12 protein-coding genes and 1 tRNA gene are annotated in these 15,906 nt (G+C 57.0%); 2 read left to right on the top strand and 11 right to left on the bottom strand.

Annotated elements, in window-relative coordinates; translation table 11 throughout:
• The first annotated feature begins 121 nt into the window (after positions 1-121).
• Together L9059_RS22565 and L9059_RS22560 are read left to right on the top strand one after the other, a co-directional pair.
• Positions 122-4,633, top strand: coding sequence for a PAS domain-containing hybrid sensor histidine kinase/response regulator (locus L9059_RS22565; RefSeq protein WP_247293117.1), 4,512 nt, complete (start codon positions 122-124; stop codon positions 4,631-4,633).
• A gap of 9 nt (positions 4,634-4,642) precedes the next feature.
• Positions 4,643-5,590 (top strand): diguanylate cyclase domain-containing protein, encoded by a 948-nt coding sequence (locus L9059_RS22560; protein ID WP_247293116.1) that lies wholly within the window; start codon positions 4,643-4,645, stop codon positions 5,588-5,590.
• A gap of 201 nt (positions 5,591-5,791) precedes the next feature.
• Here L9059_RS22560 and L9059_RS22555 read toward each other — a convergent pair whose 3' ends face one another.
• The 11 genes from L9059_RS22555 to L9059_RS22505 form a co-directional block, all read right to left on the bottom strand.
• The gene (locus L9059_RS22555; RefSeq protein ID WP_247293115.1) at positions 5,792-5,980 is read right to left on the bottom strand and encodes a hypothetical protein; all 189 of its coding nucleotides are present in this window, start codon (positions 5,978-5,980) and stop codon (positions 5,792-5,794) included.
• 66 nt (positions 5,981-6,046) lie between these two features.
• On the bottom strand, positions 6,047-6,889 hold the full coding sequence (locus L9059_RS22550; RefSeq protein WP_247293114.1) for a coiled-coil domain-containing protein: 843 nt from the start codon (positions 6,887-6,889) through the stop codon (positions 6,047-6,049).
• 90 nt (positions 6,890-6,979) lie between these two features.
• Complete coding sequence (locus L9059_RS22545) at positions 6,980-9,874, bottom strand: DUF927 domain-containing protein (RefSeq protein ID WP_247293113.1); 2,895 nt, start codon at positions 9,872-9,874, stop codon at positions 6,980-6,982.
• Positions 9,871-10,140: a DUF3077 domain-containing protein gene (locus L9059_RS22540; RefSeq protein ID WP_042956433.1), complete on the bottom strand. Its 270-nt coding sequence runs from the start codon at positions 10,138-10,140 to the stop codon at positions 9,871-9,873. Before L9059_RS22540 ends, L9059_RS22545 begins: the two co-directional genes overlap by 4 nt.
• The gene (locus L9059_RS22535; RefSeq protein ID WP_247293112.1) at positions 10,137-10,427 is read right to left on the bottom strand and encodes a hypothetical protein; all 291 of its coding nucleotides are present in this window, start codon (positions 10,425-10,427) and stop codon (positions 10,137-10,139) included. The genes L9059_RS22540 and L9059_RS22535 overlap by 4 nt, the downstream gene beginning before the upstream one ends.
• The gene (locus tag L9059_RS22530) at positions 10,424-10,585 is read right to left on the bottom strand and encodes a hypothetical protein (protein WP_010457911.1); all 162 of its coding nucleotides are present in this window, start codon (positions 10,583-10,585) and stop codon (positions 10,424-10,426) included. The genes L9059_RS22535 and L9059_RS22530 overlap by 4 nt, the downstream gene beginning before the upstream one ends.
• A 376-nt stretch (positions 10,586-10,961) precedes the next feature.
• On the bottom strand, positions 10,962-11,267 hold the full coding sequence (locus L9059_RS22525; protein ID WP_247293111.1) for a hypothetical protein: 306 nt from the start codon (positions 11,265-11,267) through the stop codon (positions 10,962-10,964).
• A complete protein-coding gene (locus L9059_RS22520) occupies positions 11,264-11,581 on the bottom strand; it encodes a helix-turn-helix transcriptional regulator (protein ID WP_247293110.1) in 318 nt (105 codons plus the stop codon). The genes L9059_RS22525 and L9059_RS22520 overlap by 4 nt, the downstream gene beginning before the upstream one ends.
• Before the next feature lie 556 nt (positions 11,582-12,137).
• The gene (locus tag L9059_RS22515) at positions 12,138-13,379 is read right to left on the bottom strand and encodes a tyrosine-type recombinase/integrase (protein ID WP_247293109.1); all 1,242 of its coding nucleotides are present in this window, start codon (positions 13,377-13,379) and stop codon (positions 12,138-12,140) included.
• A 166-nt stretch (positions 13,380-13,545) separates the two neighbouring features.
• Positions 13,546-13,622, bottom strand: a tRNA-Met gene (locus L9059_RS22510).
• A gap of 116 nt (positions 13,623-13,738) precedes the next feature.
• Positions 13,739-15,796, bottom strand: a complete 2,058-nt coding sequence (locus L9059_RS22505) for a methyl-accepting chemotaxis protein (RefSeq protein ID WP_247293108.1) — start codon at positions 15,794-15,796, stop codon at positions 13,739-13,741.
• Between the last annotated feature and the right edge of the window lie 110 nt (positions 15,797-15,906).

Raw genomic sequence — 15,906 nt, 5'->3', positions numbered from 1 at the left:
CTTCGCCTATCTAGAGTTAACCGCCGTGAACGTGATAGTGGATGATTAATTTTGGTGACAGCCAAAGAAGGCTTTGCTCTGTGGTTACATCACGCCTGTCGGTTTTTTGAGAAGGGATGCCATGCTGACAAATAAAATACGCCCGCACGTGCCCACCAGTCGCTGGACGATCATCAGCTTCATAGTCGGTATGGTTATCAGCATCACTGCCTACTTCGGTGTCAGCTACTTCAACCATCAGCACGCCAAGCAGGCCGCGTTAGAAGCTACAGAAGCCACAGCTGATGCTGTAGTCAACCGGATAAAGCTTTACCAGTATGGGTTGCGCGGTGCGCGGGGGGCAATTCAAACAATGGGTGAAAAATCCATTAGCCGTGAAGCTTTTGACCGCTACAGCCGTTCGCGCAGTGTAACTGTGGAATTTCCTGGGGCCCGAGGTTTTGGCTTTATTCGTCGTGTTGCACGGCAGGATGAGGCGCAGTTTCTTGTCATGGCTCGTTCAGACGGCTGGCCTGATTTTGCGATCCGCGAACTAGCACCCCATGAGAACGAACGCTTTGTCATTCAGTACATCAGTAACCTTGAAGTCAACAAGCCGGCTATCGGTCTGGATATCGCTTCTGAAACCAACCGACGGCAAGCTGCATTGGCTGCCATGCGCAGCGGCGAGGTGCGCCTTTCAGGCCCTATTACACTGGTACAGAACGTTGGCCAGCCGCTGCAGTCCTTTCTCATTTTCTTGCCCATCTACCGGGATGTAGTCACGCCAGATACGGTCGAAGCGCGAGAAACGCAAGCGTTAGGTTGGAGCTACGCACCACTGATTACCGATGATGTTCTCAATGGCATACGCCCACCGGAAGATGCTGTAAGCCTTGAGCTGGCAGATGTGACGGACCCTGACCAACGTGTGGTTTTTTACAAATCTCTCGATGAAGGTACTCAGGAAACCGTGTTTTCTCACACCGTCGAGCGCGATGTGTATGGCCGGCGTTGGCAGTTGCATTTCACGGTGCATCCTCTCTTTATCAGTAAGCTTTTGTTCGTCACGCCGTGGCTGGTGCTCGGCGCTGGCTCGCTATTGTCTGTGTTATTGGCCAGTTTGGTTGGTGTGATAAGCCAGAGTCGTGCACGACAATCACAAATTATCGCTGAGCAGCTAAAACTGGCGGCCATTGTTGAAAGCTCGGCTGATGGCATCATCGGCAAGGACCTTAATGGTACGGTAACAAGCTGGAATAAAGGCGCTGAAGCAGTGTTTGGCTTTAGTGCTGAGGAAACTGTCGGTCAGCGTATTGTTGATTTTTTAGTGCCTGCAGATTTGCAGATGGAGGAAATTGCGCTACTAGCTTCTATTCGCGAGGGCAAACCCGTTTCCAGCTTCACAACCCTGCGCAAGCATAAAAATCAACAGCTGATCCCCGTTGCCATTACGGTGTCACCAATTCATGACTCTAGCGGTAAGGTTATAGGAGCTTCAAAAACGGTACGCGACATTTCACGACAAGTCGCGGATGAGTCGAGGATTATCGAACTCAATACCACCCTGGAAGCACAGGTGGCTGAACGTACCACCGAACTACATGAACTCAACACGCTGCTGGCTAATGTTCTGCGGTCGGCCTCCGAAGTGGCGATTATTGCCACTGGGCTTGATGGCACAATTCGTATTTTCAATACCGGTGCAGAGCGCATGCTGGGTTACAGCGCAGCGGAATTGGTCGACAGAAGCACCCCAGCCAGCTTCCATCTGGCGGATGAGATGGCTGCCCGTTCCGCAGAGTTGTCGTCGCCGCCCGGCCAGCCGATTGAGGGCTTTCGGGTATTTGTACACAAGGCCGAGTTGGAAGGAGCGGAAACCCGCGAGTGGACGTATGTGCGCAAAGATGGCTCGCAGCTGCCGGTATCCCTGGCGGTAACGGCCATGCGCGATGATCAAGGTAAATGCATCGGTTACCTGGGTATTGCCATAAACCTGACGGAGCAGAAGTTCTCTGAAATGGCCGTTGCCTCAGGACGTGACCAGCTGTTGATGGCCGCGGAGGTGGCTGAGTTGGGGATATGGTCATGGGATTTGGCGGATAACTCACTGAGTTGGAACGACCGTATGTATGAGATATACGGTCAGCCTAAAAGCCTGCGTGCTACAGGGCTGAATTATGAGCACTGGCGTTCCCGCGTGCATCCTGACGATGTCGAGGGGGCTGCGAACCTACTGAATCAGGCCGTGGCAGGAGAGGCCGTGTATGCCCCTATCTTCCGAGTCGTGCGTCCCGACGGTAGCCAGCGCATCGTGCAGGCCGGCGCTCAGGTTGAGCGTGATAGCCAGGGTGCAGCGGCACGGGTGACTGGCATCAACCGCGATATCACCGCGCAACGTGAATTGGAGTCACGCTTGCTGGAGGCCAAGGAGAAGGCAGATGCCGCGAGTGCCGCTAAGTCGTCCTTCCTGGCCAATATGAGCCACGAAATCCGCACCCCCATGAATGCAGTGCTGGGGATGCTGCATCTCATCCAGAACACCGAATTGAACACCCGTCAACTGGATTACATCAGCAAAGCTGAAAGTGCTGCCAAATCTTTGCTTGGGTTGCTTAACGATATTCTCGATTACTCCAAGATTGAGGCCGGCAAACTGCTACTGGATGCACATGCTTTTAGGCTAGAGCAGCTTATGCGTGATCTGGCCGTGGTGCTGTCAGGTAATCAGGGTGGCAAGGATGTAGAAGTTATGTTCGACATCGATCCGCAGCTGCCCAATGCTCTGTATGGAGACGGTCAGCGTTTGCAGCAGGTGCTGATTAACCTCGCCGGTAATGCACTCAAATTTACCCAGCAAGGGCAGGTGATTGTCAGGGTTGCTCAACTGTTGCGACGCTCCGATGAGGTGCAGGTTCGAATTGAAGTCATTGATACCGGCATCGGTATCAGCCTTGAGCAGATGCAGCTTATCTTTGAGGGGTTCACCCAGGCCGAGGCCTCCACGACCCGGCGTTTCGGCGGCACGGGGCTTGGATTAGTGATTTCCAAGCGTTTGATCAAACTGATGGGCAGCGATTTGCAGGTCAGCAGTGAGGTTGGTGTCGGTAGCCGTTTCTGGTTTGACATCGACCTGGGAATTTATGAACCCGAGCCACTACGTGCGTTATGCCCCGGCGCGGATCACCAGTTGCGCCTGCTGGTGGCGGATGATAACGAAGTGGCCGGGTTTCTGATGGTGCGCATGGCAGAGGGGTTAGGCTGGAAGGCTGACTTAGTTTCGGATGGCCCGCAGGCGGTGGCGCGTGCGCAACAGATGCAGGTTGCAGGCCAGGGTTATGACGTGATTTTGATGGACTGGCGCATGCCTGGCATGGACGGGCTCAGTGCCGCACATCTGATCCGTAAGCACTGCCGGGGGCAGCATGGGCCAATGATCATAATGGTTACGGCCTATGGGCGCGAGGTGTTGGCGGATGTTCAGCAAGAGGACGATGTGCCATTTGCAGGCTTCCTGAGTAAGCCGATGACTCTTCAGCAGTTGGCCGATACTATCCAGAGCGTACTTGTTGGTGACGCCCCCTCCAAACCTTCGGTCGCGAGCCTGCGCGCCGCTCAGCCCCAGCGATTGGCCGGTCTGCGGTTGCTGGTAGTGGAAGATAACATGCTCAATCGTCAGGTGGCCTATGAGTTATTACAGGGCGAAGGTGCGCACGTTGCTCTCGCCGAATGTGGTCTTGAGGGTGTGGATCGAGCCACAAGCACTACAGAGGTCTTTGATGTGGTGCTGATGGATATCCAGATGCCCGATATTGACGGCCTGGAAGCGACCCGCCGAATTCGCATGGATGCCCATCGAGGGGGCGTTAAGATCATTGCCATGACCGCCAATGTATCGCGTTCGGATGAACAGGCATGCATGGCCGCAGGCATGGATGACCACCTGGGAAAACCCATTGATCTGGAAAAAATGGTTGCCGCAATTCTGCGCCACACTGGCCGCACCGGTGTTGAGATCGTTGCCCTCGAACCTGCAAATTCGCAGGTTTCGGCAGTAGAGCCCACCGCGTTAATTCTTCAGCGTTTTGGTGGTAACCATCCGTTGATTCGTAATGTGCTCGGCAGTTTTGGCGCCGAGCAGGCGAAACAGCTTGCTCGGCTGCAGGAACAAGTTAAACAGGGCAATGTGGCTGGTGCCGCTGCTGTACTGCATGCCATCAAAGGCAGCAGCGGCACAATGGGGGCACGCGCGCTTTCACTGTTGGCAGGTGAACTCGAACAGCGCTTGCTTCACGAAGATGAAGCAAGCGCAGCTCAGTTGCTGGCGGACGGCTCTTGGCTTGAAGCGCTGCATAGCATATTTATTGAAAGTGATGAGTTGTTGAGAGCCGCGTTTGAGCTACCCTCCCATAATGCACTACCGACCAGTACGAGCTCCGATGCTCTATCTAAAGCGCAATGGCGTGAAGCGTTGCAGGATATTTTACAGTTGCTGCAAGCTGGTAATATGCAGGCGATGGAGCGAAGTGAAGCGCTTCAGGCACTGACACCCCAAGAGCTCCATGCAAAGTTCGACCTATTTGTTGATCAGGTGAAATCCTTGGATTTTTCTGGGTCTTTGCTAACCGGGCAGGAACTGCTGAAGTCGGTCTGAGGATTTATTATGCAACATTGGCTAACCGTCTCACAGACAAAGCCTAAACTGCTTCTGGTTGATGATCAGCGTGTGAATATCCTGGTGCTATATGAACTATTTCGTGTGGACTGTGAAATTTTCATGGCCATGGACGGCGAGCAAGCGCTGCAACTATGTCGAACAGTGTCGCCAGATCTGGTGCTACTTGATGTTTGCATGGACGGGCTTGACGGTCATGAAGTTTGTCGTCGCCTTAAAGCAGACCCGCAAACCCAGAACATCCCCATCATTTTTGTCACCGGTAGAGGGTCTGAAGAGGATGAAGTGCGCGGCCTGGATCTTGGCGCAGTTGATTTCATTGTCAAACCGATCAACCCGGCTATTGTCAGGGCACGAGTCAATACCCACCTGACCCTTAAACGCCAGAATGACATCCTACGGTCGCTTGCAATGCTTGATGGGCTGACGGGGGTGGCTAATCGCCGCAAATTTGATGAGGAGTTGGCAAGAAGCTGGCTGCAAAGTGTACGTGAGCAAGCGCAACTCTCTGTGATTATGATCGATATCGATTATTTCAAGCGCTATAACGATCATTACGGACATTTGAATGGTGATTCATGCTTGCAGGCTGTTGCAGGTGCCTTGGAGCAGGCTATCAACCGACCATACGATTTACTAGCGCGCTATGGCGGCGAGGAGTTTGCCTGCCTGTTGCCCAATACCCAGCTGAACGGTGCGGTAATGGTTGCCGAGAGAATGAGCGCTAACGTGCAAGCGCTCCAGCTTGAGCACCTGGGCTCTGAAATTGGACAGTTCGTTACAGTGTCATTAGGCGTTGCTGCTGTAACTGCCAATCACTCTATTGCGCCGCAGGCTTTGGTGCAGGAAGCAGATAGGCGACTTTACCAAGCTAAGCACGCCGGACGTGCCCAAGTGTGCTTTGGTAATTTAGCTACGTCCTTGCCGGCAGAGTAATTGTTTCAATGTTATCAAATTGAGAACCGTGCGTGCGTGAGTGCGTGGTGTTAATTCGATTCTAACGTTTATTGAAGGACCGCTAATGGCCGAAAGCTGCCCTTTAAATCAATGTGAGGGTGGGACTGAATAGTTAAACCTGTCGGCTCAGCCAACTACCTATAGAGCAGGCAGCGGAAGCCGGATAGGCTTCCACGTGCGTTAACTCCGGCGCTTCAATTGCTGATCGATGAGACTCAGCTCTGCTTTGATCGCGTTTGCGGTGAGGTTCTGTATCGCCGTGCTTTTCCCCCAGCGAGAGCCCATGAGCTTGAGCAGGGCGCTCAGATGGGTTTTCCTTGCCTTCAGCGTTTCGGTACGACTGGGGCGGTTCTGCATGGCAGTGTTCATAGTGCTGATCCTTGGGCATTGTTTAAACAGCCCACACACGTGGGCTGTTTCGGGTGGGGCAGTGCGTTACAAAGCCAGCACGTCTTGCACCTTGTACCGCACTGAGCGCTCCGACAGGTCACTCCAGTCCCAACTGCTAAAATTTTCGCCTTGCTCTGGAACGTTGAGCTTGAGCAGCGCAACAGGATCCCGGTCGATCATCCGACGCGCCGCGCAAAGTTGTCCGCCCACATCAAGCAACGCTTGAGCCGCCTCATTCCACTTCTCTTCAAGCACCGCGTTGGCGAGGTGCAGCGCCTTGTTCTCGATTTTTTGGTGTTCTTGCTGCGCTTCAGCGATGTGCTGATCGATGGTGGCCAGCTCTTGTTCCAGAGCGCTGATGATCAACTGCTGACGACGGTTGTGCTCGGCTACCGTCGCGAGGTTTTTCGCGGCTTTTTGGGCGTCAGCATTAGCCGTCTTCTCGCCTTCGGTGTCGCCCCATGCAACAGCCTGAGCGTAGGCTGTGGCCGCTTCGGTCTCAGCCTGACGTGCCTTCGCCATTTCGTCTGTGGCTTGCTGACGGATTTCATTCAGGCGGGTGCTGACACTCTGGCGCTTTTCGTTGAGCTCGTGCTCGTCGGCTTTCCACGTTGCCATGGCGTCGCGGTAGCCCGCCATCAGGGCTTCATGATTGGCGATGTTTTCGCGTCGAACAATTTTTTGATTTAACTGATTGATTTCAAAGTCCAGTGAATCACATTTTCTTTTCCGGTCGGCGTACTGATCCTGCACGTCCCGCTCCCGGCCTCGCTGGATAGACTCGGGGGCGGCTAGAGCGGTCTCATAGTGCAAGAGTTCGGCTCGCAGGCGTTCCACTTCGGAGGTCAGTCGTTCACGGCGGTCTTTCAGTTTTTGGATGTCGTTCATTGTTTCGTCTCTGTGTAATTCGATTGGGTTGGGTTGAGCGGCTGGCGAGGCCGGGAATCAGCCGGCGCTACCTCGATTAGAGGGATGCCGTCAGGCAGCCCGAGCCTCGCTCTCATCCGTTCCCGGTATCGTCTTCACGATGTAGCAGCGTTGCGGGCCTAGACCGGGCAACCGGACCAAACTCGATGCCTTGCCGTCGCTACCAGGTTCCAGCACACCCCGGTGCAGCAGCTCCTTGTTCACGGCATTGATGTTCATGCCCCGAAATATCTCGGATCGCCATGCCTCGGGCAGCACGTAGTAGGTGTGGGTGGTGTGCATGGTGTCGCCCATGCCGTGCTCTAGCGTTTTGCGAAAGCCCAGGCGGTCGATGGTGCGTGGCCCGTGCTCATCGATCTTCGCAGCGGCGGTCTCCCAGCGGGTGAAGCGGCTTTCGCCAAAGCGCTCGATGATCTGCCGGAGACGGGCCAAAATCGCATCGCCTTCAAGGTTTCCGGCGCCGCCACGCTCATTCAGCCATGCGCTCAGGCACACGCGTGCTGCAGTGGTCGCGGTGCCGTCGGGCCAGCCGGTAATGCCGAGAGCGGTAGCTAGCTCTCCAGCTGCTGCGGCCAGGCCAAAGCGTGCAGCGGCTCGATGTGCTTGTCCGCTAGCCGAGGCGGGAAGGGCCTTGGCGACGAAACCTTCTAGAGTCCGACGGAGGATGGTTGACCATCCGTGCATCTTGCCGGGCTCGCAAAGAGCCGCCAGGAACGCGGTGAGTGGTGTGCCGTAGTATTTGGCTACCCGAGCCTTGAGCGCGTCTGAGAGGGCCGCTGCGTCATCGAAACCACTCAACACATCGAACATGCCGAGGCCTTTACTGGCGTCCGCTGGTACGGCGAGCATGCGCACTTCCATACCGGCTTTCAGCTCCTTGTTCGCCTCGGCCATGTGCTGCGCCAGCGTCTTCTCGCCCGTCGAAAGAAACAGCAAGCGCCACTCCTGTACCTGTCGGCCCGCTTGTCCTCGATCATTGGCGCGAGCCTTGCCGGTGCCATTACCCAGCATGTACACCGTTTCACCGATGATGCGCGGGTCGCACATGCCGATTTCATCCAGCACCAGAAGCCCGTCTGAATGCGCGGCAGCGATGGATTCCAGGGCATTGTCTGTCGAGCGCCAGGAACGCACTACACGCGGCCCGCCATAGATCGAGGCGGCTACTTGCAGGTGGGTGGTCTTGCCACCGGAGCTGTCGCCGTAGAGGTGAAACCCGCCCGACTCGTGACCGAGCATGTTCAGCAGCGGTCCAGCAAACGCCACGCTGACAACGAACGCCAAACGATGGTTGCCAACGCACAATGCGCCGATTTGCTCTTGCCACTGTTCCAGCGTGCCGGACTCGCTGATAGGTGGAAGTTGTGCACCGGCTTCATAGAAGTGCAGATGTTCGTCATGCGACCCGATCTGCCGCTCGGGCAATAGGAAGGCGTTTCCGTGCCAGCCCAGCCGGGTAACCAGACGAGCCCTTTGCGCGCTGTCAAAGCCCTGCAAGTAGCTTTGCAGGTCGTTGCGTGCGTTGCGTCCTGAGCGGCTGCCCGCCAGACGTAGACCCATGTCCACCAGCGGGCCGAGTACGTCCTTGCCGAAGTCGCCGGTCATGGTGCGGGCGGGAATGTTCCAGCGTTTCTTCTGGCCGTCCGGGTCGTCGAACTCGACCAGCAAGCCCCAGTTATGCCCCTTGTCGTCACGGGTACGTGCGAGGATCTCCAGAGGCGAACATACAGGCCGCGCTTCGCCGTCGTCGCCGGAATAAAACACGCCCTCCGGCGTCAGGCGAAAACCACCGGGCAGTAGGTCATTTTTTGATTTGGCGGGGCGCTTGGTTTTGGGCTGCGCCTTTGTTTCTATTTCTCCGGCCGGAGCGGGGGCAGGTGCCGAGCCGAGCAGCTCGCCGGTGCGCTCCAGCTCGGCGAGGTGGGCCCATGTCCAGCCCTTGGCGAGTGCGTCGGCTGCATCATCGCCATCGTCCCATTGACCACCCTTGGCAAAGGTCGGTTTGCCATTTCTTAGCGTGGGCTTGCGTTTGAAGACATCCAGGGCGATGGCTTGCACTGAGGCGGCGCCGATTTCACGCAGCTTTTCCGCGACGGCCTCCATGCAGCTCTGGCCACTGGAGTCGTTGTCCGGCCACAACAATACCGACCGTCCTTTGAGCGGTGTCAGGTCGGCCTTGTGCCAGGAGTTGGAACCGTTCGGCCAGCAGGTCGCCACGTAGCCCGGCATCAGTTCGGCGGCTGCGTCGGCGGCTTTCTCGCCCTCGCACAGTACGACCGGTGCATCGAGCCGTTGCGACAGTTCGTCCAGGTGCAGAAGAGGGCGCGGATCGGCCAGACCTTGCCAACGCCATTGAGTGATTTGGCCGTCGGCGCGTTGGCACCAGGTCAACGGTGCAAAGACTTTCCTTGGCTTGCCGCCTTCGTCCGGCCCCAGGTCGAACCGATACAGCGCCATGAGGGGCTGGCCTTGCGCATCGCGATAAATCCATACCTTAGAGGGCGCGCCGTGTTGTCGGTGCTTGGTCGGGCACTTGTTCATGGCCTCGACCGGGATTGGTTGGATGGCGATCCATTCCGGTGCTTTGCTTTTGCTCGGTGTTGGCTTGGACCGTGCGGCGCCTGCCGATACGTGCAGCAGGTCCGCCAGCTTGTTGCAGGCTTCGACGTCTGTGCCGCCGTCGAGGTAGCGCACCAGGTCGATCAGGTCGCCGCCCTTGTCACCTGTAGCAAAGTCAGCCCAGGTGCCTTTGCTCAGGTTGACCTTGAGCGACCCGGCACGTTTGTCCGTGCGGGTCGGATTAGGGGCGGTGTATTCCTTGCCGCCATCGACCCGTTTGCCGTTGGGGAGCCAGTGAGACAGCACGCGGTCAATGTCCTTAAGTGCGGCGCTTTTCACGTCGGCAAAGCTGGGGCGTTTTGTGGGTTTGTTCGTGCGCTGGGTCATGTATCGGCCCCCGGCATAAACATGGCATCGTTCACGTCATCGATCAGGGCTTTTGCCATTTCGCCGAGGTAGAGCGCGCACCAGCTGTAGCGTTCGCCCTTATCGCTCATGGCGGCATCGAGGGAAAGTTGATTGGCGTAGTGCTGAAGGAGCGAAACCGTTTCGAGCGCGTCCTCAATAGGAATGCCCGCATTCACCCGAAACACGCCCTGGCCGGAGGTTTTATTGAAAAATGACGCTCGGCCTAGTGTGGTGGGAGCGCTCATACGGCACCGCCATTCTGATCCATCGGAACAGACGTGGTGTCACCGTGCAGGGTTAGGGTTTTGATCAGTCCCAGGGTGCCCCGGACATCCCAAATAACAGCGGCCAGGACGTGATTGGCTAGGCGTGGTCTGTCGCTTTCGCTTTCGAAATGGTCCTCAAGCAACATCAGCACGGACTCTGCGCGGTTGATAGCACAGGTGATTGCATCAACCGGGACACCCTTCTCGATGTCATTGCTGACGCAGAGCAGGTCTTCGGGCAAGGCGAAGCTGAGGGAGGAATTCATTGGGCACCGCCTGCGGCTTCGAGAGCGCGAGCTTTGACCATATGGGCGTTGTAACGGGCAAGACGAGTAGCGAGGCTGGAGTTGGCGTGTAGAGCGGCGAGAGCCATTGCACGGTGTGCAGCGGCGCGAAATTTGGACGGATTGAGGGCGTGCTTCATCTGGCGGAACTCCTGTATGTGAGGAGCTGCCACGGTTCGCCGTCAAACGAATTAGGGTGGCAGCTGTGCGCAGGTTGACGGACCGGGCATACAGGACCCCGGCAGACCCGAAGGTCTCCCACGCACAGCCACCATGAAACGAGAATGCGGGCACAAAAAAAGCGCCTGCAATCGGTATGGGGGCGCCTGTGCGCCTGTATGTACTCGGGCCGTCAAACCCGGTCGCTGATTTTGCAGCGACGGCCAGAGAGTAACGTCCGTTTTTCGAAAGTGCAACCATGGGGGTGTCTTGCGGATTTTTCGGGTGTGGCATAAATTGTTCGGGCATGTAGATTTACCTCAACGCCTCCGGATCGCCCCCGGAGGCGTTTTCGTTTCAGGCATTGACTTCCCAGCGCAGGGAAACAAAGGGCAAGAGGTCGCCATCTAGGCAGGCGCGTGCATCCTCGTAGGCATCGATTTGTTGGCCTTCGTCGACGATGATTGCTTGAGGGGCTTGGCAGGGAACTGACAATGCGCACCAGATGCCATCTCTCCATCGCATCACCATCACGTCCCGGTTCAGGCGTTTTTGCTCTGTGCGGTAACGTTCAAAACGCTGCATGCCGCGTGATGAGAATCCGACTGTTCTGAGAACAGAAAAGGGCTGCAAGATGGCGTTGTTAGCGGCTCGATTTTTCATGCCGCCACCCTGTCGCGATCCGCAATGCGCGCACGCGTCCAATCTAAAACTTCAGCAAGTACCCATGCGACGGGAGCGCTACGGGCGTTACTAGCGCTAAGTTTTACTGGAAGTGGGAAGCCGCTATCCGCTTGCTGCATTAGTTTGTAAATCGTTGGGCGCGCTAGCCCAACTATGGCCATTACTTCCGGCATTCGGATCAGAATTGCTGAAGGATCTGCGGCAAAATGACTGGTCCGCTTGGCGTTCAGATCGCTTGTTTCGTAAAAGCGGATTTCGGTGGGATTTGCGGATTTGCAGTTATGATCAATCATGGATAACCCCTGGTTATGGATACAGGGGTATCTATCTATACATTTATCTAGATGAAGAAAACTACTTTTTCCCTAGATCGGTCAATGTGTGGTCAATATGGGGGCAACGCAGGGTGAACGCGGCGGTTTAGTAATTGCGCAGCTAGCACTGGGCTATCAGGTTGCAGGCGTCAGCGACCTGTCCACGGCAGAGATCATAGAGCGGTTGCGCTGAGAGAGATTTGAGCAGGCCGCTGCTTAGCGCCGAATGCAATACGGTTTAGCGATCAGTCATTGCCAAGTGTCTCAGGCGCTGTGTAACCGAAAGTCCCACGCCCTGCGCTTGAAGGGTGGAGCCAGCGAAGGTCGCTTGGTAGGCTCGGGCGAAAAACGCCTGCCCCCAGCACCTGAGCGCTGACTTTTGCGTTACACGTAGGGGCAGCGTTACATCGGATGTACGCTATGTCGCTCAACTGTGTAACGGGCGTGAAAGCCAATGAATCCGGGCACTTGGCGAGTGGCGTTACACGAGTAACACGCGTTACACCGGATTCAGAGGGGGGCAGGGTAAGTGCTCTCACACTGCTTTCCCAAATTGACCTTGCACTACATTTCCGGCCTCTAGGGAATCAAGATGATCGGCATACCACTGCATCATCTGTGTGCGTTGCTCAAGGTACTGAGCCTTGTTGTAAATCCCTCGAACACCTTGCGCCTTGTGGCTGAGTTGGGCCTCGATATGGTCAGCTGGATATCCGCGCTCGTTGAGGATCGTGCTGGCGATGTGGCGGAAGCCATGGCCTGTCTGGCGCCCCTCATAACCAAGGCGTCTGAGAGCCATTAGGAATACGGTATCGCTGCGAGGTTTAGTGCGATCGCTTCTACCGGGAAATAGGAGTGGGTAAGTGCCGGTGAATTGCCGAAGTTCCAATAGTGCTTCGATTGCTTGAGTGCATAGTGGTACCAGGTGCTCACGACCTTTCTTACGACCCTTGCGCTCGACTGGTACGGTCCACAGCTTCTTGTCAAAATCGAACTCTACCCATTGTGCCTCTCGGAGTTCACTGGGGCGTACAGCCATCAGGGTCAACAGCCTTAGGCCAAGCTGAACATCTTTGGCGTGGGGGTAGGAGCGTATCGCTCGGAGTAACCCTGGAAGCTCATCGGGGGAGACGTGGGCGTAGTTCTCTGCCTTTCCCGAGGACAGAAATTTATGCACACCCTCCAAAGGGTTGTTGACGGCTCTGCCCGTCACGCGAGCCAGGTCATAGATATCTTTGCAGTAGGCCCTCACACGGCTCATCTGTTCCAGAATCCCCTGACGCTCTAGCCCTCTCAATAGCTCCATCCACTCCATCGACATGATAGAGGTGTAGGGGCGTTTACCGAGCGAGGGAAATACATGGCGTTCGAGTGCGCCAAGTATCCTTTTGGCCGTACCAGCATCCCAGCCGCTCAGGCGAGACATGTGCCACTCCCTTGCTAATGCTTCAAAGGTGTCGTTGGCTGCATCGATCTTGGCGGCTTGGCGAGCTTTCTTGGATGTGATCGGGTTCTTACCTTCCGATGCGTCTGCGCGTAGATCAGCCGCTTTCTGCCGAGCGAAAGCACCGCCCACTTCCGGGTAGCCGCCAAGACCAAGCCACGACCATTTGCCGTCTGGCTTCTTGTAACGTAACTCCCAAGACTTTTGGCCGTTCGGCTTGACCCTGAAATACAGCCCTGGGCTGTCTAGTTCGCGGTATGCCCCGGCCTCAGGCTCCAGGCTGGAAAGTGTAGTGTCAGCGAGAGGGCGCCGCTTGATATCGGTGCGTTTCATCCTTGTATGCCTTCAGTTCAATTATTTATGAAGCATACACGTGGGCATACACGGTGGGAAAGGATAGGGGTAGATAGAGGTGAACAGCCAGAAACAAGAAAACCCGCACTAGGCGGGCTTCTTGAGGTGATTCATAGACTGCTGTAGACATCTATGGATCGGTACTTGGTGGCTACACAGGGACTTGAACCCCGGACCCCAGCATTATGAATGCTATGCTCTAACCAACTGAGCTATGTAGCCAAGTGGCGCGCATTATTCACCGGTAACGGGGATGCGTCAAGCGTAAATTCAAAATATTTCTCTACGCTTTCAACCGCTTATCCATCCTGGGCAATAAAACGCAGCGGGGGAGGGTGTCAGCCGAGCTGAAATCTCCCGGTATTGGCGCTCAATGCCTTGCTGCCCTGGCTCAAGGTGTCCGCCGCGAGGTTCACGGCCCTGGCGCCTTCGAGCAGCCGGACTGCCGCCTGATCAACCTGCTGGATATTGCCGCTGACCTCATCGGCAGTACTGGCCTGCTCCTCTACCGCCGTCGCAATGTGCGCCAGGGTGTCGGTGACGCTTTGCACCGCGCTGGCAATTTCCCCAAGTCGCTCGCCCAACCCAGTGACCGACTGCGCATCGGTCTGCGCCTGGCTGCAGGCCGCCTCCATCAGGCTCACTGCTTCATCCACCGTTTGCCGCAGGCTATCGACGGTATGGGCGATCTGCGCGGTCGAGGACTGCGTGCGTTTCGACAGGCTGCGCACTTCGTCGGCGACCACGGCAAAGCCACGGCCCTGATCGCCAGCGCGTGCGGCTTCGATCGCGGCGTTAAGGGCCAGGAGGTTAGTCTGCTCGGCCACTGCGCGAATGGTGTCCACTACCAACTGAATCTGCTGTCCTTGTGCGCTGACCCGGCCGAGTGCCGCAGCCGTCTCGTTAAGGCGCTGGTTGAGCTGCTGGATACTCGCCGTGGTGCGCTGGCTGTCCCGACTGCTGTCGGCAGCAATGCGCCGTGTGTGTTGAGCGCTGCCCGAGGCCTGCTCGCAGCTCTGGGCCACGCCTTGGGAAGTGGCGGCCAGTTGGGTCGCCGCAGCGGCGATCTGGCTGATCTGCAGTTGTTGCGCCTCGACTTCACCCAATGCGCCGCTGGAGTGCTGGTTGAGCGCGCGCACGGCGTTGCTCAGCTGCAGGGTCTCATGATCCACGCCCAGCAAGCTGTTACGCAGCTGCACCACCGCGACGTTGAGCGCGGTGCTGATGGCCGCCAGCTCGTCGCGACCCTGTACGGGCACTTGCAGGCTGAGATTGCCGTCGCGCAGCGCTTCGGCGAGCACCGTAATGCCGCTGGCGCTGCGACGGATGGACGCTTGCAGGCAGGTGAACAGATACAGCGCCGCCAGCAGCAGGCAGCCGAAAATTGTCGCCACGCCGATAACCTGGCGCATCGCCGAGCCATGATAGTTCTCCAAGCGTTCATCCAGCGATCCCAGCGATTGTTGGCGCAGGGAGGCGAGGTCGACCAGCAAGGCATCCAGGCCACGTTCGAAGTCTTCGGGCTTGAGGTTGATGCTACCGCCGAACACACCCTCATCGAGAGCTTTCAGCTCGGCGTCCAAGTGCTTGAGGCTGTCGTGGTAGCGTTCTGACCAGGCTTTCAAGTCGCTGGGGAGGCGCGATTCCAGCAAGCCTGCCGTTTTCGCAAGTTGCTCCCGGGCGTCGCCGATGCGACTGCGCAAGTCCCGCAGTTGCAAGCGGCTTTGCAGGGTGAATTGCCCTGACACTACCGAGGCCTGGCCGATGCTGGCCAGGCGCCCGACCCGTTCGATCAGGTCCGGCGCATGCTGGGTGGAGATCTGCGTCAGCAGATAGGTTTCCAGCCAGGGCGCAAGGGTCAGGCGGTTGTCCATGGCAATCTGCTCGCGCAGGGCTTGCAGGGCGCTCAGGGCATTGGTGAAGCGATCATAACCATCGGGCCACCAGCCGACGCTGCCGAGGCTTTTTGAATCCAGGCCATCTAGTGTCGCCTGCAGGGCCTGGTAGCGAGCCAGTGTCTCGTCTCTGGCACCTTCGGCGGTAAGCGTATCACCCAAGTCCAGAGCCGCCTTGGCGATGGCTGGTTGAGCCTGGTCAAACGTGGCGATTGCGGCAAGTGTAGCGGGAGTGGGTTGACGATTGGTTTCAGTGGCACGCCAACGAGCGGCTCGATCACGTTGGGCTCCGAGCAGATTGTCGAGTGCGTCCAGCGACAGCAGTTGCCGAACCCCGGCTCGCTCTTCGGAGATCAGGTTCAATTTGCTGCGGTAATCCTGTCCAATCATCCACAGGCTGCCCGCCAGCGGCACAATGAACAGCAAAAACAACAATTGAAACTTGCGTGCGAAGCCAAAGCGTCCCAGCAATCGGATTCCCGGTGATAAAAAAGCCTGCATACCCCGTGACTCCCCTGGGCACCACGCACCGTCGGCGTGCGTCGAGACCTTTGCGGTCGCGACTGGTGCCCCTTTTAAAGGCCTCGAAAGTTCACCCTCGCCAGCTCTGT

The organism is Pseudomonas violetae, assembly GCF_023072615.1.
In the GTDB taxonomy this organism is placed as follows: Bacteria; Pseudomonadota; Gammaproteobacteria; order Pseudomonadales; family Pseudomonadaceae; genus Aquipseudomonas; species Aquipseudomonas violetae.
This window is presented reverse-complemented; position numbering and strand designations above follow the sequence as displayed.